The organism is Mesorhizobium sp. AR10, from assembly GCF_024746795.1.
Taxonomy (GTDB): domain Bacteria; phylum Pseudomonadota; class Alphaproteobacteria; order Rhizobiales; family Rhizobiaceae; genus Mesorhizobium.
Genome location: NZ_CP080524.1, coordinates 2,752,783 through 2,774,813, shown reverse-complemented (window position 1 = coordinate 2,774,813; position 22,031 = coordinate 2,752,783). Strand labels below are relative to the sequence as shown.

General features: G+C 64.1%; 20 protein-coding genes. 11 read left to right on the top strand and 9 right to left on the bottom strand.

From position 1 onward, the window contains the following. Nucleotides 1-198: 198 nt before the first annotated feature. Entirely contained in the window at nucleotides 199-1,416 is a 1,218-nt protein-coding gene (gene carA, locus LHFGNBLO_RS17065; protein ID WP_258609221.1) for a glutamine-hydrolyzing carbamoyl-phosphate synthase small subunit, read from the top strand. Between the two features lie 2 nt (nucleotides 1,417-1,418). On the opposite strand, the gene LHFGNBLO_RS17060 is transcribed toward carA, so the two are convergent. From LHFGNBLO_RS17060 to LHFGNBLO_RS17050, 3 genes are all read right to left on the bottom strand, one after another. Further along, complete coding sequence (locus tag LHFGNBLO_RS17060) at nucleotides 1,419-2,339, bottom strand: aldo/keto reductase (protein WP_258609219.1); 921 nt, start codon at nucleotides 2,337-2,339, stop codon at nucleotides 1,419-1,421. Further along, the gene (locus tag LHFGNBLO_RS17055) at nucleotides 2,336-3,631 is read right to left on the bottom strand and encodes a TCR/Tet family MFS transporter (protein WP_258609769.1); all 1,296 of its coding nucleotides are present in this window, start codon (nucleotides 3,629-3,631) and stop codon (nucleotides 2,336-2,338) included. The genes LHFGNBLO_RS17060 and LHFGNBLO_RS17055 overlap by 4 nt, the downstream gene beginning before the upstream one ends. A gap of 114 nt (nucleotides 3,632-3,745) precedes the next feature. Continuing rightward, nucleotides 3,746-4,666: a neutral zinc metallopeptidase gene (locus tag LHFGNBLO_RS17050; protein ID WP_258609218.1), complete on the bottom strand. Its 921-nt coding sequence runs from the start codon at nucleotides 4,664-4,666 to the stop codon at nucleotides 3,746-3,748. A 202-nt stretch (nucleotides 4,667-4,868) separates the two neighbouring features. On the opposite strand from LHFGNBLO_RS17050, the gene LHFGNBLO_RS17045 reads away from it, so the two are divergent. Beyond that, nucleotides 4,869-6,938 carry a hypothetical protein gene (locus tag LHFGNBLO_RS17045; RefSeq protein WP_258609217.1) on the top strand — a complete coding sequence of 690 codons (2,070 nt, stop codon included), beginning with the start codon at nucleotides 4,869-4,871 and terminating at the stop codon, nucleotides 6,936-6,938. A gap of 21 nt (nucleotides 6,939-6,959) precedes the next feature. Here LHFGNBLO_RS17045 and LHFGNBLO_RS17040 read toward each other — a convergent pair whose 3' ends face one another. Beyond that, nucleotides 6,960-7,148, bottom strand: coding sequence for a hypothetical protein (locus LHFGNBLO_RS17040; RefSeq protein ID WP_258609216.1), 189 nt, complete (start codon nucleotides 7,146-7,148; stop codon nucleotides 6,960-6,962). A 104-nt stretch (nucleotides 7,149-7,252) separates the two neighbouring features. Beyond that, complete coding sequence (gene mntR / locus LHFGNBLO_RS17035) at nucleotides 7,253-7,708, bottom strand: manganese-binding transcriptional regulator MntR (RefSeq protein WP_258609214.1); 456 nt, start codon at nucleotides 7,706-7,708, stop codon at nucleotides 7,253-7,255. Between the two features lie 244 nt (nucleotides 7,709-7,952). Between mntR and LHFGNBLO_RS17030 the strand changes: the two genes are divergently transcribed. The 3 genes from LHFGNBLO_RS17030 (at nucleotide 7,953) to LHFGNBLO_RS17020 (ending at nucleotide 11,012) form a co-directional block, all read left to right on the top strand. Further along, entirely contained in the window at nucleotides 7,953-9,320 is a 1,368-nt protein-coding gene (locus tag LHFGNBLO_RS17030; RefSeq protein WP_258609213.1) for an Nramp family divalent metal transporter, read from the top strand. Between the two features lie 58 nt (nucleotides 9,321-9,378). Continuing rightward, nucleotides 9,379-10,218 carry a protein-L-isoaspartate O-methyltransferase family protein gene (locus LHFGNBLO_RS17025; protein WP_258609212.1) on the top strand — a complete coding sequence of 280 codons (840 nt, stop codon included), beginning with the start codon at nucleotides 9,379-9,381 and terminating at the stop codon, nucleotides 10,216-10,218. Between the two features lie 143 nt (nucleotides 10,219-10,361). Then, nucleotides 10,362-11,012: a dihydrofolate reductase family protein gene (locus LHFGNBLO_RS17020; RefSeq protein WP_258609211.1), complete on the top strand. Its 651-nt coding sequence runs from the start codon at nucleotides 10,362-10,364 to the stop codon at nucleotides 11,010-11,012. A gap of 179 nt (nucleotides 11,013-11,191) precedes the next feature. Here LHFGNBLO_RS17020 and LHFGNBLO_RS17015 read toward each other — a convergent pair whose 3' ends face one another. Continuing rightward, nucleotides 11,192-12,061 carry a LysR substrate-binding domain-containing protein gene (locus LHFGNBLO_RS17015; RefSeq protein WP_258609767.1) on the bottom strand — a complete coding sequence of 290 codons (870 nt, stop codon included), beginning with the start codon at nucleotides 12,059-12,061 and terminating at the stop codon, nucleotides 11,192-11,194. A gap of 96 nt (nucleotides 12,062-12,157) precedes the next feature. On the opposite strand from LHFGNBLO_RS17015, the gene LHFGNBLO_RS17010 reads away from it, so the two are divergent. After that, on the top strand, nucleotides 12,158-12,757 hold the full coding sequence (locus LHFGNBLO_RS17010) for a LysE family translocator (protein WP_258609210.1): 600 nt from the start codon (nucleotides 12,158-12,160) through the stop codon (nucleotides 12,755-12,757). Nucleotides 12,758-12,772: 15 nt separating this feature from the next. Here the strand turns inward: LHFGNBLO_RS17010 and LHFGNBLO_RS17005 are convergent, their stop codons facing one another. Then, nucleotides 12,773-13,567: an SDR family NAD(P)-dependent oxidoreductase gene (locus LHFGNBLO_RS17005; protein ID WP_258609209.1), complete on the bottom strand. Its 795-nt coding sequence runs from the start codon at nucleotides 13,565-13,567 to the stop codon at nucleotides 12,773-12,775. A 217-nt stretch (nucleotides 13,568-13,784) separates the two neighbouring features. On the opposite strand from LHFGNBLO_RS17005, the gene LHFGNBLO_RS17000 reads away from it, so the two are divergent. After that, on the top strand, nucleotides 13,785-14,240 hold the full coding sequence (locus tag LHFGNBLO_RS17000) for a MarR family winged helix-turn-helix transcriptional regulator (RefSeq protein WP_258609208.1): 456 nt from the start codon (nucleotides 13,785-13,787) through the stop codon (nucleotides 14,238-14,240). 26 nt (nucleotides 14,241-14,266) lie between these two features. Here the strand turns inward: LHFGNBLO_RS17000 and LHFGNBLO_RS16995 are convergent, their stop codons facing one another. Then, a complete protein-coding gene (locus LHFGNBLO_RS16995; protein WP_258609207.1) occupies nucleotides 14,267-15,445 on the bottom strand; it encodes an MFS transporter in 1,179 nt (392 codons plus the stop codon). Between the two features lie 193 nt (nucleotides 15,446-15,638). Between LHFGNBLO_RS16995 and LHFGNBLO_RS16990 the strand changes: the two genes are divergently transcribed. From LHFGNBLO_RS16990 to carB, 4 genes are all read left to right on the top strand, one after another. Then, nucleotides 15,639-15,995, top strand: a complete 357-nt coding sequence (locus LHFGNBLO_RS16990; protein ID WP_258609206.1) for an ArsR/SmtB family transcription factor — start codon at nucleotides 15,639-15,641, stop codon at nucleotides 15,993-15,995. Nucleotides 15,996-16,076: 81 nt separating this feature from the next. Next, nucleotides 16,077-16,835 carry a metallophosphoesterase family protein gene (locus LHFGNBLO_RS16985; protein WP_258609205.1) on the top strand — a complete coding sequence of 253 codons (759 nt, stop codon included), beginning with the start codon at nucleotides 16,077-16,079 and terminating at the stop codon, nucleotides 16,833-16,835. Nucleotides 16,836-16,994: 159 nt separating this feature from the next. Then, a complete protein-coding gene (locus LHFGNBLO_RS16980) occupies nucleotides 16,995-17,834 on the top strand; it encodes an SH3 domain-containing protein (protein WP_319944228.1) in 840 nt (279 codons plus the stop codon). 291 nt (nucleotides 17,835-18,125) lie between these two features. Then, nucleotides 18,126-21,629: a carbamoyl-phosphate synthase large subunit gene (gene carB / locus LHFGNBLO_RS16975; RefSeq protein ID WP_258609204.1), complete on the top strand. Its 3,504-nt coding sequence runs from the start codon at nucleotides 18,126-18,128 to the stop codon at nucleotides 21,627-21,629. 85 nt (nucleotides 21,630-21,714) lie between these two features. Here carB and LHFGNBLO_RS16970 read toward each other — a convergent pair whose 3' ends face one another. Continuing rightward, complete coding sequence (locus LHFGNBLO_RS16970; RefSeq protein WP_258609201.1) at nucleotides 21,715-21,978, bottom strand: hypothetical protein; 264 nt, start codon at nucleotides 21,976-21,978, stop codon at nucleotides 21,715-21,717. Nucleotides 21,979-22,031 lie beyond the last annotated feature (53 nt).

Below are 22,031 nucleotides of genomic sequence, written 5' to 3'. Positions count from 1 at the left end.
ACGCCATCAAATCACTGATATTGTTCGACGAAATAAATCGATGCCGGTCGCTGGCCACATCATTGACCGTTCTGGCGCCTTCCCCTATGTACTCGGCCTTGCATAAGACAATGAATTGATGCGCGCAGGCTCGAGAAATCGCTGCCGCGCCGTTTGCTGCGCGGGACAGTCCGCACGCAGCTTTTTAGGAGTGCCGCCATGGCCGAGATGACCGCCGCCCCTACCTCCGCTTGGGCCACCGAAAAGCCGACCGCCCTGCTGGTCCTGGCCGACGGCACCGTCATCGAGGGTCGCGGCCTGGGCGCCACAGGCTCAGCCGTCGCCGAAGTCTGCTTCAACACCGCGCTCACCGGCTACCAGGAAATCCTCACCGACCCGTCCTATGCCGGCCAGATCGTCACCTTCACCTTCCCGCATATCGGCAACATCGGCACCAATGATGAGGACATTGAGGACCTCAATCCCGCCGCTCGCGCCGGCGCCGTCGGTGCCGTGTTCAAGGCCGATGTTACCAACCCGTCCAATTACCGGGCCGGAACCGGTCTCGACCAGTGGCTGAAGAAGCGCGGCGTCGCCGCACTTTCGGGCATCGACACCCGGGCGCTGACTGCGCTGATCCGCGAAAAGGGCATGCCCAACGCCGTCATCGCCCATGCGCCCGACGGCGTGTTCGATATTGACGATCTGAAGCGCCGCGCCGCCGCTTGGTCCGGCCTGATCGGGCTCGACCTTGCCAAGGAAGTCACCTCCGGCCAGTCTTCGGTCTGGCGCGAGACACAATGGGTGTGGAACGAGGGCTTTGGCGAACAGGCCGACCCGTCCATGCATGTCGTCGCCATCGACTATGGCGTCAAGCGCAACATCTTGCGCCTGCTTGCCGGGCTCGGCGCCAAGGTCACCGTGGTGCCGGCCAACACCGGTGCGGAAGAGATCCTCGCCATGCAGCCCGACGGCATCTTTCTCTCCAACGGCCCCGGCGACCCGGAGGCCACCGGCGACTATGCCGTTCCGGTCATCCAGGATCTGTTGAAGACCGACATTCCGGTGTTCGGCATCTGCCTCGGCCACCAGATGCTGGCGCTGGCGCTGGGCGGCAAGACCGCAAAGATGCATCAGGGCCACCACGGCGCCAACCACCCGGTCAAGGACCACACCACCGGCAAGGTCGAGATCGTCTCGATGAACCACGGCTTTGCCGTCGATGCCGACTCGCTGCCCGAGGGCGTCGAGGAAACCCACGTCTCACTGTTCGACGGCTCGAACTGCGGCATTGCGCTGACCGGCCGCCCGGTGTTCTCGGTTCAGCATCACCCCGAAGCCTCGCCCGGGCCGCAGGATTCACACTATCTGTTCCGCCGCTTCGTCAATCTGATCCGCGAGAAACGCGGCGAAGAATTGCTGGCCGAACGGGCCTGAGTTCAAGCCACCGGCCGGCCTTCGCTGGCTTCCAGGATCGCGAACCATTGCTGGCGGTCGAGCCCGATATCCAGCGCCTTGACCATGGCGGCCAATCGCTCCGGCTTCATCGTGCCCAGCACCGGCACCAGCCGCGCCGGATGGCGCAGCAGCCAGGCGATGGCGACAACCGCGAGATCGCCGGCGCCCGTTTCAGCCGCTACCGCCGCAAGGGCAGCACGCACCCGCGCCTCGCGTTCACCATTGCCGGTGAAAAGCGAACCGCCGCCCAGCGGCGACCAGATCATCGGCGCGTAGGCTAGCCGCTGCGCATGGTCGAGGCTGCCGTCAGTCAACGCCGTGGTTTTCAGCACCGACATCTCGATCTGGTTGGTGACCAACGGGAAAGGCAGCCGCGAAGCCAACAGGTCGAACTGCGACGGCGTGAAATTGGAAACGCCGACTGCCCGCACCTTGCCTGATTTGGCCAGGCCGGCCAGCGCCGCCGCCGTCTCGTCGGCATTCATCAGCGGGTCCGGCCTGTGCAGCAGCAACAGATCGAGATAGTCGGTGCCGAGACTGGTCAGCGATCGCTCCACCGACGCAACGACGTGGGCAGCACTGGTGTCATAATGCTTCAGCCTGTTGTCCGGACGATTTGCGGTCTGCAGCATGATGTCGCATTTGGAGATCAGCTCGATGCTGTCGCGCTTGCCCTTCCAGCGCGCCAGCCCGGCGCCGAAAGCTGCTTCCACCTCGTAGTTTCCGTAGATGTCGGCATGGTCGAAGCTGGTCAGCCCTAGATCGACCGCCGTGCCGATCAGCCGGGCGACGGCTTCGGCGTCAGGTCGCACCGGACCATCAAGCAGGCGCCAGGCGCCGAAGACGAGGCGCGAAAGCGACACCGCGCCTTTCGTCAGAACAATGCGCCTGCGGTCACTCATACCCGTGCTCCATCGTTCGCCGTAGCTGTGGTGACGTTCCTGGGCACTACCGGCTTCTCAACCTTGAGGATGAACGCTACCAGCGCCAGGGTCATGAAAACGCCACCAAGCACAAAGGGCGCGCCGCCGAACACCACTGGCGCGCTTGGCCCGGTGAACCAGGCGAATATGCCGGTGTAGAGCAGCGGCGTGATGATGCTGGTGATCGAAAACAGACTGGTCATCGCGCCCTGCAATTCGCCTTGCGCCGAAGGCGGCACCTTGGCGGCGGCAAGGCTGCGCAACGGCGGGTCGGCCAGCGCCTCAAGGCAGGTAACCACGATCACCGCATAGATCATCCAGCCCTTCCAGGCGGCGGCATAGCCAAAGGCGGCGAGCGCCGTGAACGCGAGCCCGATCGCCGCAGTACGCCATTCGCCGAGCCGCGGAATGACGCGCGGCAGCACAAAGCCCATCACCAGCGCGCCGCCCAGGCCGAACACGCCGAGCGAGAAACCGATCTGCTGTTCGCTCCAGCCATAGCGGTAGCTGCAGATGAACGACCACACCGCCGGATACATCATATGGCCAAGCGTCATCAGGAAGAACACCAGCCCGATCCAGCCGATGCCATGATAGTTGCGCATCTGCCTCAACGCGCCGAGCGGGTTGGCGCGCCGCCATTCGAACCGGCGCCGGTGATGCTGCTCGAGCGTTTCGGGCAGGAAGAACCAGCCGACGATGAAATTGATGAGCGCAAGCAGCGCCGCCCCCCAGAACGGCACGCGCGGCCCGAACGTCCCAAGCAGCCCGCCCAGCACCGGCCCGATGATAAAGCCGATGCCGAAGGCGATACCGAGCAGCCCAAAGTTCTTTGACCGGTTCTCGTCGGTGCTGACATCGGCGATGAAGGCGGAAGCCGTCGAATAGCTGGCACCGCTGATGCCGGCCAGCACCCGGCCGATGAACAGGATCGAATACGACCAGGCCACAGCGCAGATCAGATTGTCGATGGCGAAGGTCAGCACCGAAGCCAGCAGGATCGGCCGGCGCCCGAAGCGATCGCTGAGATTGCCCATCAACGGCGCAAACAGGAACTGCATGGCGGCATAGACGAAGAACAGCCAGCCGCCCTCGATCGCCGCCTCGCTGACGCTGACGCCGGTTAATTCCCTGAGGTAGGTCGGCAGCACCGGCATGATGATGCCGATGCCGGTGATGTCGAGCAGCAGCGTGGTGAAAACAAGCGCAAGGCCCCGCCTGGCGGTTTTGGCTTCGATCATGATGGCGTCGGCTCCTCGGAGGCTCGTTATAGGCGAGCCCACCTCTTGGAACAATGGAGGAACACGCCAAGCATTCTCATCCTGACATCAGTTGCCGTGATGAAAGGTCGGAAATGTGCCGGTCGTCAGGAAAGTCCCAACGCCTCAGATCGGGTTGTTGAACGTGTCACAATCCGAAAGCTTGCCGCTCTTGTAGCCGCGCGCCAGCCAGGTCTGCCGCTGCTGCGACGTGCCATGGTTGAAGCTTTCCGGCACGACATAGCCCTGCATCTTCTTCTGCAGCGTGTCGTCGCCGATCTTCTGGGCTGCGTTCAGTGCTTCCTCGATGTCACCCTGTTCCAGAATGCCTTTCTGGGCGGTGAAATGCGCCCAGACACCGGCGAAGCAATCAGCCTGAAGTTCGACCTGCATCGACATATGGTTGGCCTCGGCCTCGCCCATCTGCTGCCGCATCTGGTTGAACTTGGGCAGGATGCCGGTGAGGTTCTGCACGTGGTGGCCGATCTCATGCGCGATGACATAGGCCTGGGCGAAATCGCCCGACGCGCCGAACTGCTGATCGAGCTGCTGGAAGAAGGTGGTGTCGAGATAGACCTTGTGGTCGCCGGGACAATAGAACGGACCGGACGCCGCCGAGGCAAAGCCGCAGGCCGAGCGAATCTGGCCGCTGAACAGAACCAGCTTCGGGTCTTCATATTTCAAGCCTTCGGCCTGGAATATGCCTGTCCAGGTCTCCTCGGTTTCGGCCAGAACCGTCGAAACGAACTGCTTCATCTCGTCGGAAGCGGGCGCGCCGTCCTGCCCGCCGCTGTTGTCGGTGATCTGACCGCCGCCACCCGGCGTCACGCTGCCGTCATCGCCGCCGAGAATCTGCGACGGATCGAAGCCGAAATACCATCCGGCAAGGACAACCAGGATCACGATAAAGATGCTCGAACCGCCGCCGGCGCGTCCGCCGATCGGGATGCGGAACTGGCCGGGGCTGCCGCCGCCGAACCCACCGCCGCCACTGCCGCTGCGCTGGTCCTCGACATTCTCACTCTGACGGCGGCCCTTCCAGAGCATGGCAACTCCCCGTGATGCAAATTTCCGCTTGACCTGCCGATGTCATGGCCCGGTCCGACCCAACAAACAATTATCCCAATGGTTGCACCAAGTCACAGCATTTTTCGCGCGAGAAGTGCTGCCGGCATCGCAGCTTCGCCGCTCTGGCCGAGACGAAGCAAGGCCTGTACCATCTGACACGAGCAAAAAATGCGAGGGGCGCTTGCGGACGATCGGCCAATTCCTGCTGTTGCTGGCGGCATTGACTTGTCTCGGCACCGAGACGGCCCGCGCCGTCACGCTTGATTCCAGCGTTGCCGTCACCGAGCCCGAGACATTGCAGGCGCTCGAGCGTGGCGGCCTCTCGATCAGCCGCCTGCTCGGACCCGCACTCGGTCTCACCCGCGACGTCGACAATCGCGGCCTGTTTTCGGTGCCGGCGCTGGCCACGGTGCGCGACACCGTCAAGCAGCAGATCGCCGACGAGCCGAAAAACAGTCCCGATCCGTATGTCGCGGCCATGGCGAAGTCGAAGGACACCAGCCAGAAATTCAATCCGAAATACATCGATGATGACGGCTCCACGCTGGATCTGACCGGCGTCGTCAACCGCATGGATCGCGGCTATCTCGGCCACACCGAATGCGGCGAGATCAGGCTGATCTACCGCTTCCACTATTCGGTCGAGGAAAAGCCAGCCAAGGGAAAGGCAGGCCAGCGCATTTCCTCGCGCCTGCCGCTGACAATGAGTCTGGTGTTCAACGCCAAACCCACGCAGGCGCAGGCCCGCGCCTCGAAGGACTTGCCGCGCGCGACGGATGTGTCTTGCGCCGACGTCGCTAAACGCTGGCTTGCCGCGGGGCAGAAAGACCTTGAGCCCCAACAACTCGCAGCATGGCTACGCTCGGGCGAAGGCCCGCTGTCCGGCGCCATGCTGAACTCCTCGCAGATCATGCGGCTCGAGCTCAACATGCAGGTTCTGCGCCTCTCGGCCTCGAGCCGCCGCGATTTCGGCGGCCATGCCGAATATCTGCTCAAAATCTTCAAATGGGATCCGGCGACTGCCACCTTCCAGGAATCGAAGATGGAAAACCAGATCGACAGGAACACCGTGCTGGCCGACAGGCAAGCTTTCGCAAAATGGCTGCTCACCGACCGCAACATCTACGACCTGGACCGCGGCCGGCTGGTCATCGACGAGAAATTTGTGGCGACCAGCGCCGTCTCGGTGGCGCCGGGCGGCATGAGCCGGTCGCAGAACAACATCGCCTACGGGCTGCTCGACGACGATGCCGTCGACAAGGCGCTGAAGGACTATGTCGCCAGGGGCAACACGCTGAACAGCATGAAATCGGCGGCCGGGTTCAATCTGCGCCTCAACGAGATGAGCTGCACCGGCTGCCACCAGACGCACGGCATCGCCGGCTTCCACTACACCGGCGCCGACCCGGCAAGCGAGCCACGCCGCAATGCGGTCTTCGTGCCGGGTTCGGCGGTGTTCTTCGCCGACCTGCCGCGCCGCCGCGCCATCGTCGAGGAATTCGCCGCCGGCGGGCACCCGGATTTCTCGCGCGGCTTCGCCGCCCGCCCGGACGAGAAATATGCCCAGGCGCTCAAAGGCACCGATCTCTACAATGGCTGGGGCTCGATCTGCTATCGCGGCGACGATGCCAGTTTCAAGGACTGGAGCTGCAGCGAAGGCCTGCGCTGCGCCGGCGTGCACGAAAGCGCCATCCATCCGGGCTTCGGCACATGCGTCAGCGAAGCAGGAACCGCGGTCGGCGACCCCGTGGAGTTCGGCGAGATAAGGATGTCGAAATGGGGCGACGACAAATATTGCCGCCTCTCACCGGCGACTGCAAAGGCCTGCGGCATCGACCCGGCGCGGGACAAGAAACCGCCGGTAAAGCTGGCCGGCTATGGCGCCGCACGCCAGCGCTATGACAATCCCGAGCAGAAGACCGGCGGCTTTCCGGGTGGCATGCTGCGCAAGGCGAGCTGCGAAAAACTGCCTGACGAGGCAAGTTGCGGACGGCTTGCCAAGACCGGCTTCAACGACTGCATCGCCTCCGGCAAGGACCACAAATTCTGCACCAAGGAATTCACCAAGACCGCCGGCTTGCGCGCCTGCGACAAGACGCATCCCTGCCGTGAAGACTATATCTGCACCGCCGGCTACGAGGATTTGGTCGAGGCAAAGCCCGGCAAGGGCACCTGCATCCCGCCGTACTTCATCTTCCAGTTCCGCGTCGACGGCCATCCGCGCAGCTGGGTTCAGGATACCCAGGAATGAGAGGCCGGTTTGCCGCCCCGGTCAGCTCTTCTGCTTAGCGCCGGCGCTCTTGCCGTCCGAGCTTTTCGAGCGCTCCTCGAAGCGGGCAGCACCCTTTTTCAGCGGGTGGCCGGTTTCTGCTTCCGTCTTGCGCTCGTCCTTCGCCGCTGCTTGCCTCAATCCCTTTGCCGCCTGCTTGCCTTTCGCGGTCGGTGCCTGTTCAACGCCCATCATATCCTCCTAGGCCTCGCGCCAATCGCGCGGCGTGATATCAAACGCATCGGCGGTGCGGCGGTTCCGCTTGTCGGCTCCCGGAGAGGTGGCGAAACAGGAAATCAGCGTGTCGCGGTCATCGCCTTGCGAAAGGCGTCGAGCGTCTCGGCGCTGACATGATGCTCGATGCCCTCGGCATCGATGCGCGCCGTCTCGGCGCTGACGCCGAGCGAGCGCAGGAAAGCTTCCACGGTCTGGTGGCGAATGCGGCTTTCTTCCGCCACCTTGCGGCCGGTATCGGTCAGGAACACGCCACGATAAGGCTTTCTGGACACCAGCCCATCGGCGCACAGCCGCGTCAGCATCTTGGCCACGGTCGGTTGGGCGACGCCGAGCCGAGCCGCGATATCGACCTGGCGCGCTTCATTGCCATCCTCGATCAAGTCGGCGATGAGCTCGACATAGTCCTCGACCAGCGCACTGCGGCGCGCTTCACGCGTCTGCCGAAAGCCCTCCGAATGCACGTCGGCATCTGGCAGCGGCTTTTCTCGAGGAACCGGTCTGTTCTTCAGCGCCAATACGCGCTCCTCCCAAGGTTTTCGGCAGATTGAATCAACCCTTTGCATTCATAGCACGGGCTTTCATTATCCTGGCCGTTTATTTGTATTCCACGGCAGGCGCAACCGGCGCTACGGATCGTCCATTGCCATCCCGGCGGATATGCCATCAGAAAGCATAAACAATAAAACATAGCATATTGCATAATGTTGAGCCCTAACATAAATAGGTGACAGCATCGCCCCCTTCCAGCGGAAAGCCTCCATGTCAGACGCCGAAGCCACCGTAGAATCCCGGTCCACGTGGCGATTTGCCCGGCCGGAGGAGGACGACCAGCCCAGCTTGCGCGAAGTCAATTCCTCCATCGCGGTGCCGCAATCCGGGGTCTGGTTTCGCCGCCTGTTCGCCTTCATGGGCCCCGGCTACATGGTCTCGGTCGGCTATATGGATCCGGGCAACTGGGCGACCGATCTCGCCGGCGGCGCCCAGTTCGGCTACACGCTGCTGTTCATCATCTTGCTGTCGAACCTGATGGCGATCCTGCTGCAGGCGCTCGCCGCCAGGCTCGGCATCGCCACCGGCCGCGACCTCGCCCAGGCCTGCCGCGCCTATTACCCGCGGCCGGTCAATTTCATGCTGTGGATCGCCTGCGAACTGGCCATCATCGCTTGCGACCTGGCTGAGGTCATCGGCACGGCGATTGCACTGCAGCTGCTGTTCGGCATTCCACTGATCGGCGGCGCCATCATCACCGCGCTCGACGCCTTCCTGCTGCTTCTCCTCATGAACAAGGGCTTTCGCTTCCTCGAAGCCTTCGTCATCGCGCTCTTGATCATCATCTTCGGCTGCTTCGCCATCCAGATCTTTGCCGCCTCCCCTCCGGTTGGCTCGATCCTCCACGCCATGTTCGTGCCGTCGTCGGAAATCGTCACCAACCCGGCGATGCTCTACATCGCCATCGGCATCATCGGCGCCACGGTCATGCCGCACAATCTCTACCTGCACTCCTCGATCGTGCAGACCCGCGCCTATCCGCGCACCGAGAAGGGCAAGCGCGACGCCATCAAATGGGCAACCACCGACTCGACCATCGCCCTGATGCTGGCCCTGTTCATCAACGCCTCCATCCTGATCGTTTCGGCAGTGGCCTTCCATGGCACCGGCCATCAGGACGTCGCCGAGATCGGCCAGGCCTTCGAGCTGCTGTCGCCGCTGCTCGGCCTCGGCATCGCCTCCACCCTGTTTGCCGTGGCGCTGCTGGCGTCCGGGCTGAACTCGACGGTGACGGCGACGCTCGCCGGACAGATCGTCATGGAAGGTTTCCTGCGCCTGCGCATCCCGCAATGGGCGCGCCGCCTGCTGACGCGCGGCATCGCCATCGTTCCAGTGGTGATCGTCACCGCGCTTTATGGCGAGAAGGGTACCGGCCAGCTCCTCGTCTTCAGCCAGGTGATCCTGTCGATGCAGCTCCCTTTCGCGGTCATCCCGCTGGTGCAGTTCGTCTCCGACAAGAAGAAGATGGGCAATCTCGCCATCCCGCGCAGCGTCGCAGCACTCGCCTGGGTGGTCGCCGCCATCATCCTGGTGCTCAACTTCAAGCTTCTCTACGACACCGTCTTCGGCGTCGGCTGAGCAAGGCAGGCAGCCAAAACCGGCGCGACAAATCGACAGTCCGCGCTATCTTGATGCCATGACCAGGCTCACGGATGCGCGTCGTTTTTATGCGCGGCTGATGGCAGCCAATGCCGGCGCGGCCGACCCCCGTCTCGAAGCGGCTTTCGCCGCGGTGCCGCGCGAGGCCTTTCTCGGCCCCGGACCGTGGACGGTCATCGCCGGCAATGGCAGGGTCGAAACGCCGAGCGCCGACCCGATCCACATCTATCAGGATGTGCTGGTGGCGCTCGACGCCGACAAGGGCATCAACAATGGCGAGCCACTCCTGCACGCCATGTGGATCGGCAAGATCGCGCCTAAGCCCGGTGAGGCCGTCACCCATGTCGGCGCCGGAACCGGCTATTATACCGCCTTGCTGGCGCGGCTGGTGTCGCCCGGCGGCACTGTTGCCGCGTTCGAACTGGAGGTCGATCTTGCTGCCCGCGCGAAAAGGAATCTCGAAGCCTATGGCAATGTGACCGTCATCCACGGTGACGCGGTCACAGCCGGCCTGCCGCCATCCGATATCATCTATGTCAATGCCGGCGTCGCCGCACCGCCGGCTGGGTGGCTGAAGGCATTGAAGCCGAGCGGCCGCATGGTCTTCCCGTGGCGCCCTGCCGAGCGCGTCGGTTTGGCGGTGCTTGTGGCCCGTACCGAACAGGGTTTTGCCTGCGATCCATTCATGCGCTCGTGGTTCATCCCTTGCATCGGCGCCTCGGTGGCAAGCCCGGCGGCGAAAATCCCCGACCGCGGACAGGCAGCGCGCAGCCGCTCGATCTGGCTGACGGCAGACAAGGCGCCAGACCGCACCGCCACCGCCATTTTCGGCGAGGTCTGGTTCTCGTCGCGGAGTGTTGGCGGGCGGCCGCAATGAGATCGCCAAGGCCCCTGTGCTTGCCGCCAGCACTGGCCGGATCTCGGAAAATTTTCCGGCCGCTGTCGGACAGGCGTCCGCCCATCCGTCCTTTGGCCGAAATCCGGCCGCTATGGCGCGGATCATGAAAAGGGAGCAGTTCAATGCGAAAGATCATCGCCGCCACCTTCGTCAGCCTTGACGGCGTCATGCAGGCGCCGGGCGGTCCGGAAGAGGATCCGGTTGGCGGCTTCAAGTTCGGCGGCTGGACATTCCATTACTTTGACGAGGTGGCGGGCGTGGCAATGGATGAACTCTTCTCCAAACCCTTCGCCCTGCTGCTCGGCCGCAGAACCTACGACATCTTCGCCGCGTACTGGCCGTATCAGAAAGATCCGATCGCAGATGCCTTCAACCCTGCGACCAAATATGTGGCAACGCACCGGCCGGACAGCCTGACCTGGCAGAACACGCAATGGCTTGGGGACGATATCGTCGCGACGTTGCGTCGCCTCAAGCAGGAGGATGGACCTGATCTGCTCATCCAGGGTTCGAGCGAGCTGATCCAGACCTTGCTGGCCAACGGGCTGATCGACGAGATCCGGCTGATGATCTTCCCGCTGTTGCTGGGCAAGGGCAAGCGGCTGTTCGGCGATGGCGCGATGCCGGCCGCCTTCAAGCTTGTCAAGTCGCAGGCATCGACCACCGGCGTCATTATGGCGACTTATGAGCGCGGCGGCGAGGTAGAGGTCGGGTCGTTCGCCACGCAAGAGCCGTCCGCCGCCGAACTCGAGCGGCGCAAGACCTGGAAGTGAGTGGTTATTTCTCCCAGTCACTATACGGGAGAAATGCCCGGCAGGGCAATGAGGGGCAGCGCTGACCTCGCCAATTGGACGAAACGTCTGTGGATCTGAAAACGGATCGGTTCGTGCCGCCCCTCATCCGCCTGCCGGCACCTTCTCCCCGTATAGTGACGGGGAGAAGGGGCGCACCCTCAAGCCGCCACAGCCCTTCGCGCCAACCCATCCCGGATATACCGCGCAAATTCCTGCGCGGCCGGCCCGACGCCATGTTTCGGCAGATGCAAATTGATCGAGAAATTCGGCAAGGCCGGCAGCTCACCATCGGCAGCCAGAATGTCGAGGTCGGCAGGCACGGTCGACGCCAGCCAGGTGGTGACGGCCAGATCCGAGCGCACCGTTGCCATCGTTGCGTCGATGTTGCCGTTTTCGAACACGGTGCGCCATTCCAGCCCATGTTCGTTGAGCGCCGACAGCACCGCTGGGCGGAAAGCGCAGGTATCGGCGACCATCGAAACCGGCAACGGCCGCTTCAAACGGGCGACACCGCCCCTGGCGCCCACCCAGACAAGCCGGTCGATGGCGAGGCATTCGCCGGCGGACGCGCCGACCCGTTCCTCAATGACGGCAAGGTCTATGGTTCCAGCCGCCAGCGCGGCAGCAAGTTCCGGCGACGAGGCGCAGACAAGCGAAATCTCGACCTGCGGATAGGTTTCGGCATAGACCTTCAACACCGGCGCCAGCAAGGTGCCGACGAGGTCGTAGGGCACGCCGAGCCGCACCTCACCCGCAACCGCATTGCCCGCCATCTCGGTCCAGATCTCGTCATTGAGGCCAAGCAGGCGTTTGCCCTTGCCGACCAGCCGCTCGCCGGACCGGGTCAGCCTCAGCCCGCGGCGATCGCGCTCGAACAGGCTGCAGCCCAAAACCTCCTCCAGCCGCTTGATCTGCTGGCTGACGGCGCCTTGCGTCAGATGCAGGGCGTTTGCCGCCGCCGTCATGCTGGCCTTGTCGGCGACGGTGACGAAGGTCCGGATCAGGGCCGTGTCGAGATTGCGGATCATGTTAGGCATTATAATCTCTAATGCCAAACACCGCAAACATTGCATTTACTGATGTTTGACGGCGCCGCATGCTGGGTTCCAAATGCAGGTAACAGCATGTTTGAGGCCATCCTTCCCCTGGTCCTGTTTGCGCTCGTCTCGACCTCCACGCCCGGCATGGCCACGACCTTGTCGACGGCGTCGGGCGCGCAGTTCGGCTTTCGCCGCTCGGTCCCGCTGATGGCCGGCAGTGCCGCCGGGCTGGCCACGGTGGCAGCCGCAGGTGCTGCCGGGCTCGCCGGCCTGCTGGCGGCTGCCCCGTCCCTGCAGCTGGCGATGAAGGTGGCCGGATCGCTCTATCTGGTCTGGCTCGCCCTGAAGATCGGCCGCAGCGGCCCGCCCAATATGGACGTGACCATGGCTAGGCCGAACAGTTTTTTCGGCGGCGCCGGCCTGCAATGGATGAATCCCAAGGGCTGGGCGATGGGGCTGGGGGCAGCGGCATCGTTTGCGGCACTTGCCAACGGACCGCTGCAGCTCGCGCTGCTGCTCGGCACGGTGTTTGGTCTTGCTGCCGCTGTGTCGCTGTCGCTGTGGTGCGTGGCGGGCACGCTGCTCGCCCGGTTGCTTAGAACCGAGCGGCAGTGGCGGGTGCTCAACATCGTCCTTGGCCTGCTGCTCGCCGCCTCGATCATTCCGATGTGGCGGTCGGCTTAGGCGCCCGCACTGTAATCACGCCGCGTAGCGCGCGGCAGGCTTGCTGGCGTGCAGGCTGCCGAAGAAGCCCTGCCGCGCGCCAAGGAAAGCGTCCAGCTTGGCCACATCGGCAAGCCCCGGCACGGTGACGGCTTCGCCCCGGGCCAGGCCGACAAGCGCCGCATCGACCAGATCGTCGGCATCCATCACGATCTCCTGCGGCAGCTTGTCGATATCGCTTCCGGCAAGCTCCCAGAAATCGGTCCGGGTCGCCCCCGGCAGCACGACCTGCACCTTCACGTCGGTGCCGGCGACTTCGCGTTGCAAGGCTTCGGTGAAGTTGACGACGTAAGCTTTGGTGCCGCTGTAGATGCCGCCGAACGAGGTGTCGAAGGCCAGCACCGAGGCGATGTTGACGATGGCGCCGCGGTTGCGCGCAATCAGGCGAGGCAGCACTGCACGAGTCAGGCGGGTCAGCGCCACGACATTGACCTTGATCATACGCTCGGCCAAATCGGCATCAGCGGTAGCCACCACTGGCGCGCCGCCAAGGCCGGCATTGTTGACCAGCAGCGTCACGCTATCGTCGGTGGCGATCGCCTGTTCGACCCGGCGGACGTCGTTGTCGTCGGCGAGATCGGCGCTGATCACGCTGACCTTGCGGCTGTACGCGTAGCGCAGCTTCTCTGCCAGCTCTTCGAGCCGGTCGGCGCGCCGCGCCACCAGCACTAGGTCATAGCCCTGGCCGGCGAGCCGGTCCGCATAGATGGCGCCGATGCCCGACGAGGCGCCGGTGACGACCGCCGTGCCCTTGTTGTTCTGACCACTCATTGTCCTGTTCCTTCTGTTTCGTGTTCCGGTTTTCGACTAGGGCCACCGGCTGGGCGAACAACCGCCATCGCCTTCGTCAAAGTCGCCTGATTTCATTTAGTGGTATATACCACTATTAGTGAAATAGGCATATACCACTATCTTGTCAATCATCGGCGCGAGGATTATTTCTGGGCAGACGGGGCGACCATCGTGTCGCCATCGACAAGGAACAACAATGTCCCAAGCCACCCTGCCCGGCCTGACGCTCTGCAACAACGCCATGTTGCGTCGTGCGACGCGCAAGCTCGGCCAGTTCTATGATGACGTGCTGGCCCCCTCGGGCCTCAAGGCCACGCAGCAGGGCCTGCTCTACCAGATCCATATTGGCGACGAACCGGCGATGGGCGCCATTGCGACTGCCCTGGTCATGGACCTGTCGGCGCTCGGCCACACGCTCAAGCCGCTGATCCGCGACGGCTATGTCGAGACCTTTGCCGACAAGGCTGACCGCCGCATCAAGCGCGTGCGGCTGACGCCGCAGGGCCTGGTCAAGCTCGATGAAGTCATGAAGTTGTGGCGCGTTGCCCAGCAGCGCTTTGAGGACATTGTCGGCAAGGAGCAGGCGGAAAGCCTGCGCACGGCGCTCGATGGGATCGCCGCTCTGGATTTTGATGTGCCGCCGGCCGCCTGAGGCGGCCGACGACTTGCGGGAAGATTTTACTCCGCCGGCATCGCCACGGGCCGCGCCGCCCAGCGCCCGGCCAGCACGACGCCGAGTCCAACCAGCGGGAACACCGCAGCCACCAGGCCGAGATCGGCCGGCGCGCCGTAGCGCAGTATGGCACCGCCGACCACCGCGCCGAGCGCCACGCCGAGATAGAGCGCCGAGGCGTTGAGCGACAGCACGATGGGGGCGGCATCGGGCGCCAGCCTGATGATGCGGCTGGCCTGCGCCGGCGGGAACGCCCAGCCGACGATGCCCCACGGCACCATCATCGCCATCAGCGCCGGTCCGGCGAGGTGGTGCGGCAGGAAGGTCGGGATGACCGAGAGCATGACCAGCATGGCCGCGCTCAGCGCCAGTGACCAGCCGACGGTGCGCGTCGCGCCGAAACGGTCGGCGGCCTGGCCGCCGGCGATGTTGCCGATGACGGCGCCGACACCGAAGGCGAGCAGCATGCCGGGCAGCGCGATCGGGCTCAGCCCGCCGCCCTCGATGGCCAGCGGCGCGACATAGGAAAAGACCGTGAAGGCGCCGATCAACGCCAACGTCGTCGTCAGCAGGATCGGCATCACGCCGGGACGCAGCGCTGCGGCAAGCCGCTGCCTGAGCGGCAGCCTGGTGCCGACGATGCCGCGCGGCAGCCGGTACCACAGGATCGCGCCGGCCAGCGCGCCGAGCCCGGCTATGGCGAAGAACGTGCCGCGCCAGCCGGCGACGGTGGCGACAAGCGCGCCGAGCGGCGCGCCTAGGGCAACAGCCACAGTCGTGCCGCCGACGACGACGGCAATGGCGCGCGCCCGGTGATGGCTATCGACCAACGCCACGGCCGTTCCTTGCGCCGTTGCCGCAAACAGCCCCGACGACAGCGCCATGACAATACGCGCGATCAAGAGCAGTTCGAAGGACGAGCTGAGCGCCGCCGCCAGATTGCCCAGCACGAAGAACACCAGCGTCCACAGGATGACGCGGCGCCGGTCCCACTCGCCGGTCAGCGTCGCCAGGATCGGCGTGCCGACCGCATAGGCGAGCGCAAAGGCGGTGATCAGCGTGCCCGCGAGCGGAATGGCGATGCCGGCATCGGCGGCGATATCGGGCAGCAGGCTGGAAATGACGAAGCCTTCGGTCGAGATCGTGAACGATCCGAGCGCAAGCCAGAAGAGGCGCTTGTCCATAGCGATGTCCTTAGTTCAAAAGTTATTGAACAATTGGACATAGCAGGGCATGATGTCAATGAAGCCAGCGGAAAATAGCTGAACCTTCCTGACAGCCCTATGTCAGCACGGATCACAAACCGGAGAAACTGTGCGCACGCGGCTAAGGAGGAGATGCGTTGAAATCAGTCCCGATTGTGCTTAATTCACAGGCATGACCTTGCCCCACCCCAATACCGACCAGATCAGCCTGCCGATCGTGCTTGCCGTGCTCGGCGACCCGACGCGGCTGGCCATCGTGCGCTATCTCGCCAGCAAGGAAGGCGTGCCGCTAAATTGCAGCCAGTTCCTCGATCTCGGCTCGAAGACCAATCTGAGCTATCACCTGGCCAAATTGCGTGAGGCCGGCGTCACCCGCGCCGAGGTGGTCGGCACCAGCCGGCTGATCACGCTGCGCCGTGACGATCTCGACCGCCGCTTTCCCGGTCTGCTCGACAGTGTCATCGCCGCTGCCGGCGAGGATACGGCACTCCCCGCGGTCGGCGCCCAGGACATCGAAATCTCCGCCTGAGCGCGAACACCGAAGCGGTGTTCGGTAGAACCCCGGTTGCCATACTGCTATGCGGGAGGCTTCAACCAACCGGAGCTTCGCATGCGCATCGCCGTCCTCGCCGATATCCATGGCAACGTCCTGGCTCTCGAGGCCGTACTGCAAGATCTCCAGCAGCGCGGCGGCGCCGACCTCACCGTCAATCTCGGCGACAGCGTCTCCGGCCCGCTCTGGCCGCGCGAGACTTTCGAGCGGCTGGAAGCGCTCAACCTGCCGACGGTGCGCGGCAACCATGACCGCCGCGTCGCCCGCGATCCGGCTGACGACACCATGTGGGCGTCCGACCGCTACGCGCAGGAGCGATTGACGGCGGCGCAACGCGAGACGCTGTTCGCCCAGCCGCTGACGCTGCAGGTCGCGCCCGGCGTGATCGCCTTCCATGCCCGGCCCGACCATGACGAGAAATATCTGGCGGATGCCATAACCGACGGCCAGCTGGTGCGCGCGCCGCTGGCCGCGATAAGACGACGGCTGAAGGGCCTCGACCCTGCCTGCCGCATCGTGCTGTGCGGCCACAGCCACCGCAGCGAGCTGATCCGCATCCCCGGCGGCCCGGTGATCTTCAACCCGGGCAGCGTTGGCTGCCCAGCCTATGACGATTCGACCCCGCCGGCGCATGTCTCGGAGCAAGGCACCCCGCATGCGCGCTACGGTATTGTCGGACTGGATGTGCCGGGCCAGCCCGACCGTTTCGAGATCTTCGCCGTCGACTACGACCACGAGGCGGCGGCAAGACAGGCCGCAGAGGCCGGCAGGCCGGAATGGGCGCACGCGCTGCGCACCGGGTTCATCTCAGGCTGAACGCGGAACGCGTTCATGTCCCCAGGCTGAACGCGCAACGCCCCCAGCCGCGGCAAACCAGCGATGCCCCTCGCCGCGAGCCGACCGCATTTTCGGGGTTACATGGCTCCATGTCGTCGCTTATAAAACCGGCGTGATTTGCGGTGGCGTTTTTGAGTCTTGGCAGCATTTTCAGCAACGCAGGCGATCGCCAACGGCCAGATGATGAGGCGCACACTTTCGCTCCGGACGATTCTCCTCGCGCTGATTGCCGCTCCATTTTTGCTGGCGGCACTGCCGGCAAGGGCCGAGGAGTCGCCAGAACCTGTCGTCTCCTTTGTCAGCGGCCTCGCGCCTGACGACCTCCTCAATGTCCGCGCCACACCGTCGGCGATGGGCAGGACCGAGGCGCGCCTGCCGGTCGGCTCACCCCTCAAGAACTTCGGCTGCGCCGACGTCAACGGCAATCCGTGGTGCAAGGTCGAAGAGGTCGACAACCCGCAAGTGCGCGGATGGGCTCCGGCCCGGTACCTCAACCCCGCCAGCGCGGTGGTGCTGACGGATACGGACATGGCATTTTCCGCAACCTCGCCAGCCGCAGCGCCAATGCCAGATCTGGCGGCGCGCCTGGGCGGCGGGGATGAGACGGCCGATCCCGACGCGCCGAAATCCGCCGACGCAATCGGCAGGACCGCCATGGAGGACGCCTATACCTTGGCGTTCGCGGCGTATGAAACTGCGTCGACCGCACCCGGCGCCAGCGCGGTTCCCTGTGCCCGCTATGTCGGCCAGCCGATGACCAACTGCTGGGCAAGCGTCGTGCACACCGGCGGCGACAGTGCAGTGACCGTGACCTGGCCCGACGGCGGCACCCGTATCATCAGCTTCCACGCCGGCCTGCCGTCCGCTTCGGACGCACCCGACGAGTTCCGCTTCACCCGCGAGGGCAGCCTGAACATGATTCGTATCGGCGCCTCCGAGCGCTTCGAGATCACCGACGCAGTGGCGTTGGGGGATTAGTTGGTAGGGGAGTAAGGGAGTAGGGCAATAGGGCAGTATGTTTCAACAGAGCGCTTGAACCTCTGCCCTACTGCCCTACTGCCCTACTGCCCTACTGCCCTACTGCCCTACTGCCCTACTGCCCTACTGCCCTACTGCCCTACTGCCCTACTGCCCTCATTTTCGGGGTTACATCAGGCAAACTCTTCCCTATAAGGCCCTCCTAGCCTGATACCAGAATCGCGAGCACAACCGGCCGGGTCTTCCCGTCCCGGCTTTTCGTGCAAGCCGCCCGCCGAACGGACCCTCGATATGCCAAGACGCACTGACATCAAGTCGATCCTGATCATCGGGGCCGGCCCCATTGTCATCGGTCAGGCCTGCGAGTTCGACTATTCCGGCACCCAGGCCTGCAAGGCGCTGAAGGAAGAGGGCTTCCGCGTCATCCTGGTCAATTCCAATCCGGCCACCATCATGACCGACCCGGAACTGGCCGACGCCACCTATATCGAACCGATCACCCCGGAAGTGGTGGCCAAGATCATCGCCAAGGAGCGTCCCGACGCGTTGCTGCCGACCATGGGCGGCCAGACCGCGCTCAACACCGCACTGTCGCTGCGCCGCATGGGCGTGCTCGACCGCTACAATGTCGAGATGATCGGCGCCGACGCCACGGCCATCGACAAGGCCGAGGACCGCGCGCTGTTTCGCGAGGCGATGAAGAAGATCGGCCTGGAAACGCCGAAGTCGATGCTGGCCAACGCCACCGACGTCAAGAACGCCGACCGCAAGACGCACGAGGCCGAGCGCGCCGCCGTCAAGGCCGAGAAGCCCGACAATCTCGACGCAGCACTCGACGCCTTGGAAACCCGCTGGAACCTCGGCGAAGGCGACCGCAAGCAGCGCTACATCAGCCATGGCATGGCGATCGCCGCCCAGGCGCTCGACCATGTCGGCCTGCCCGCCATCATCCGCCCGTCCTTCACCATGGGCGGCACCGGCGGCGGCATCGCCTACAACCGCGCCGAATTCTACGAGATCGTCCAGTCCGGTCTCGACGCCTCGCCGACCACCGAAGTGCTGATCGAGGAAAGCGTGCTCGGCTGGAAGGAGTACGAGATGGAGGTTGTCCGCGACAAGGCCGACAACTGCATCATCGTCTGCTCGATCGAGAACATCGACCCCATGGGCGTGCACACCGGCGACTCGATCACCGTCGCCCCGGCGCTGACGCTGACCGACAAAGAATACCAGATGATGCGCAACGCCTCGATCGCGGTGCTGCGTGAGATCGGCGTCGAGACCGGTGGCTCCAACGTGCAGTTCGCCGTCAACCCGGCCGATGGCCGCCTGGTGGTCATCGAGATGAACCCGCGCGTCTCGCGCAGTTCCGCCTTGGCCTCCAAGGCGACCGGTTTCCCCATCGCCAAGATCGCCGCCAAGCTCGCCGTCGGCTACACGCTGGACGAGCTGGAGAACGACATCACCGGCGGCGCCACGCCCGCCTCCTTCGAGCCGAGCATCGATTACGTCGTCACCAAAATCCCGCGCTTTGCCTTCGAGAAATTCCCCGGCGCCGAGCCGGTGCTGACGACGTCGATGAAGTCGGTCGGCGAGGTCATGGCCATCGGCCGCACCTTTCAGGAATCGCTGCAGAAGGCGCTGCGTGGACTGGAGACCGGCCTCACCGGCCTCGACGAGATCGAGATCCCCGGCCTCGGCCACGGTGCCGCACCCGCCAACCATGCCGACGATCGCAACGCCATTCGTGCCGCACTGGGCACGCCGACACCCGACCGGCTGCGCATGGTGGCGCAGGCCATCCGCATGGGCACCTCGCTCGAAGATGTGCACGCCATGTGCAAGATCGACCCGTGGTTCCTCGAACAGATCGCCGGCATCCTGGACATGGAAGCCCGCATCCGCGAGCACGGCATCCCCGGCGATGCCGTCAATCTGCGCATGCTGAAGGCGATGGGCTTCTCCGATGCCCGCCTCGCCTCGCTGACGAAGACCGACGTCGAAGTGATTCAGAAGATTCGCGAAAAGCTCGACGTTCATCCAGTTTATAAGCGCATCGACACCTGCGCCGCCGAGTTCGCCTCGCCCACCGCCTACATGTACTCGACCTACGAAGTGCCCTTCGCCGGCGCGCTGGCCAATGAAGCGCAGGTGTCGTCGCGGAAAAAAGTCGTCATCCTCGGCGGCGGTCCGAACCGTATCGGCCAGGGCATCGAGTTCGACTATTGCTGCTGCCACGCGGCCTTCGCACTGCGCGACGCCGGCTTCGAGGCGATCATGGTCAACTGCAATCCTGAGACCGTGTCGACCGACTACGACACGTCAGACCGGCTCTACTTCGAGCCGCTGACGGCGGAGGATGTGCTGGAGATCCTGCGCGCCGAACAGGCCTCGGGCGAACTGGTCGGCGTCATTGTCCAGTTCGGCGGCCAGACGCCGCTGAAGCTCGCCGACGCGCTGGAGAAGGCCGGCATCCCGATCCTCGGCACCTCGCCCGACATGATCGATCTGGCCGAGGACCGCGACCGCTTCCAGAAGCTGCTGCACAAGCTCGGCCTGACCCAGCCGAAGAACGGCATCGCCTATTCGGTCGAGCAGGCCCGCCTCGTCGCCGGCGAGCTCGGCTTCCCGCTGGTGGTGCGCCCGTCCTATGTGCTGGGTGGCCGCGCCATGCAGATCATCCATGACGAGGGCATGCTGCAATCCTATTTGCTCGACACCGTGCCCGGCCTGGTGCCGGAGGACATCAAGCAGAAATACCCCAACGACAAGACCGGCCAGATCAACACGCTGCTGGGCAAGAACCCGCTCCTGTTCGACACCTATCTCTCGGGCGCCATCGAGGTCGATGTCGATTGCCTCTGCGACGGCACGTCGACCTTCGTCTCCGGCATATTGGAGCACATCGAGGAGGCAGGCATCCATTCGGGCGACAGTGCCTGCTCGCTGCCGGTGCACTCGCTGCCCTCGGAGCTCGTCGACGAGCTGGAGCGCCAGACGGCCGCTCTTGCCCGCGCGCTCAATGTCGGCGGGCTGATGAACGTGCAATATGCGATCAAGGACGGCACCGTCTATGTGCTCGAGGTCAACCCGCGTGCGTCACGCACCGTGCCCTTCGTCGCCAAGACCATCGGCCGGCCCATCGCCAAGATCGCTGCCCGCATCATGGCCGGCGAGAAACTGGAAGACGCCTTCGCCCATTACGGCGCCATGCCCGACCCGCGCAATCCCGGCCACATCGCGGTCAAGGAAGCGGTGTTCCCCTTCGCCCGTTTCCCCGGCGTCGACATATTGCTCGGACCGGAAATGCGCTCGACCGGCGAGGTCATGGGTCTCGACCGCGATTTTGCGCTCGCCTTCGCCAAGAGCCAGCTCGGCGCCGGCGTCGACCTGCCGCGTTCCGGCACGCTGTTCGTCTCGGTGCGCGACGAGGACAAGAAGGGCATATTGCCGGCGGTCAAACGCCTCGCCGGCCAGGGTTTCAAGGTGATGGCCACGTCAGGCACTGCACGCTTCCTCGCCGAAAACGGCGTCGTCGCCGAGAAGATCAACAAGGTGCTGGAAGGCCGCCCGCATATCGAGGACGCCATCCGCAATCGCCAGGTGCAGATCGTCTTCAACACGACTGATGGCCAGAAGGCGGTGTCGGACTCAAAGTCGCTGCGCCGCGCCACGCTGATGCAGAAGGTGCCGTACTACACGACGCTGTCGGGTGCGGCTGCGGTGGCGGAGGCGATTGCGGCGCTGAGGGCGGGGAGCCTCGAGGTAAGGCCGCTGCAGGAGTATTTTGCTTAGGCGACTAGCTCGCTTCTGGGAGAAGATGCCGGCAGGCAGATGAGGGGCAGCGCTACTCATTTGCTTAACTACTGACAAGCATGCCTTAGATACTTGGTAGTTTCAACATACCTTGCTTCCACAGGATGCGAAGCCGGTTTCGAATATTCATTGCGACTTGCCCCACATTCAAGTGGCCGTATTCGGAACGTGTGTCCGTCAGTCCGTTGAGACGTGCAATCTCATGAAGCGCCTCTATGTTCACAACGCCGTCAGGTCGTTTGTAGTGGGGACCAATAATCCCTTCCCATTCGTGATTCTCAGGCCGCTTTGACCATGCTTCGCGTTGATCACTTGTAATGTCCATCATTTGCCCTATCCATCGGCTCTGAATTGAACTTAGCGCGAAGTGAGCGGCGGCAG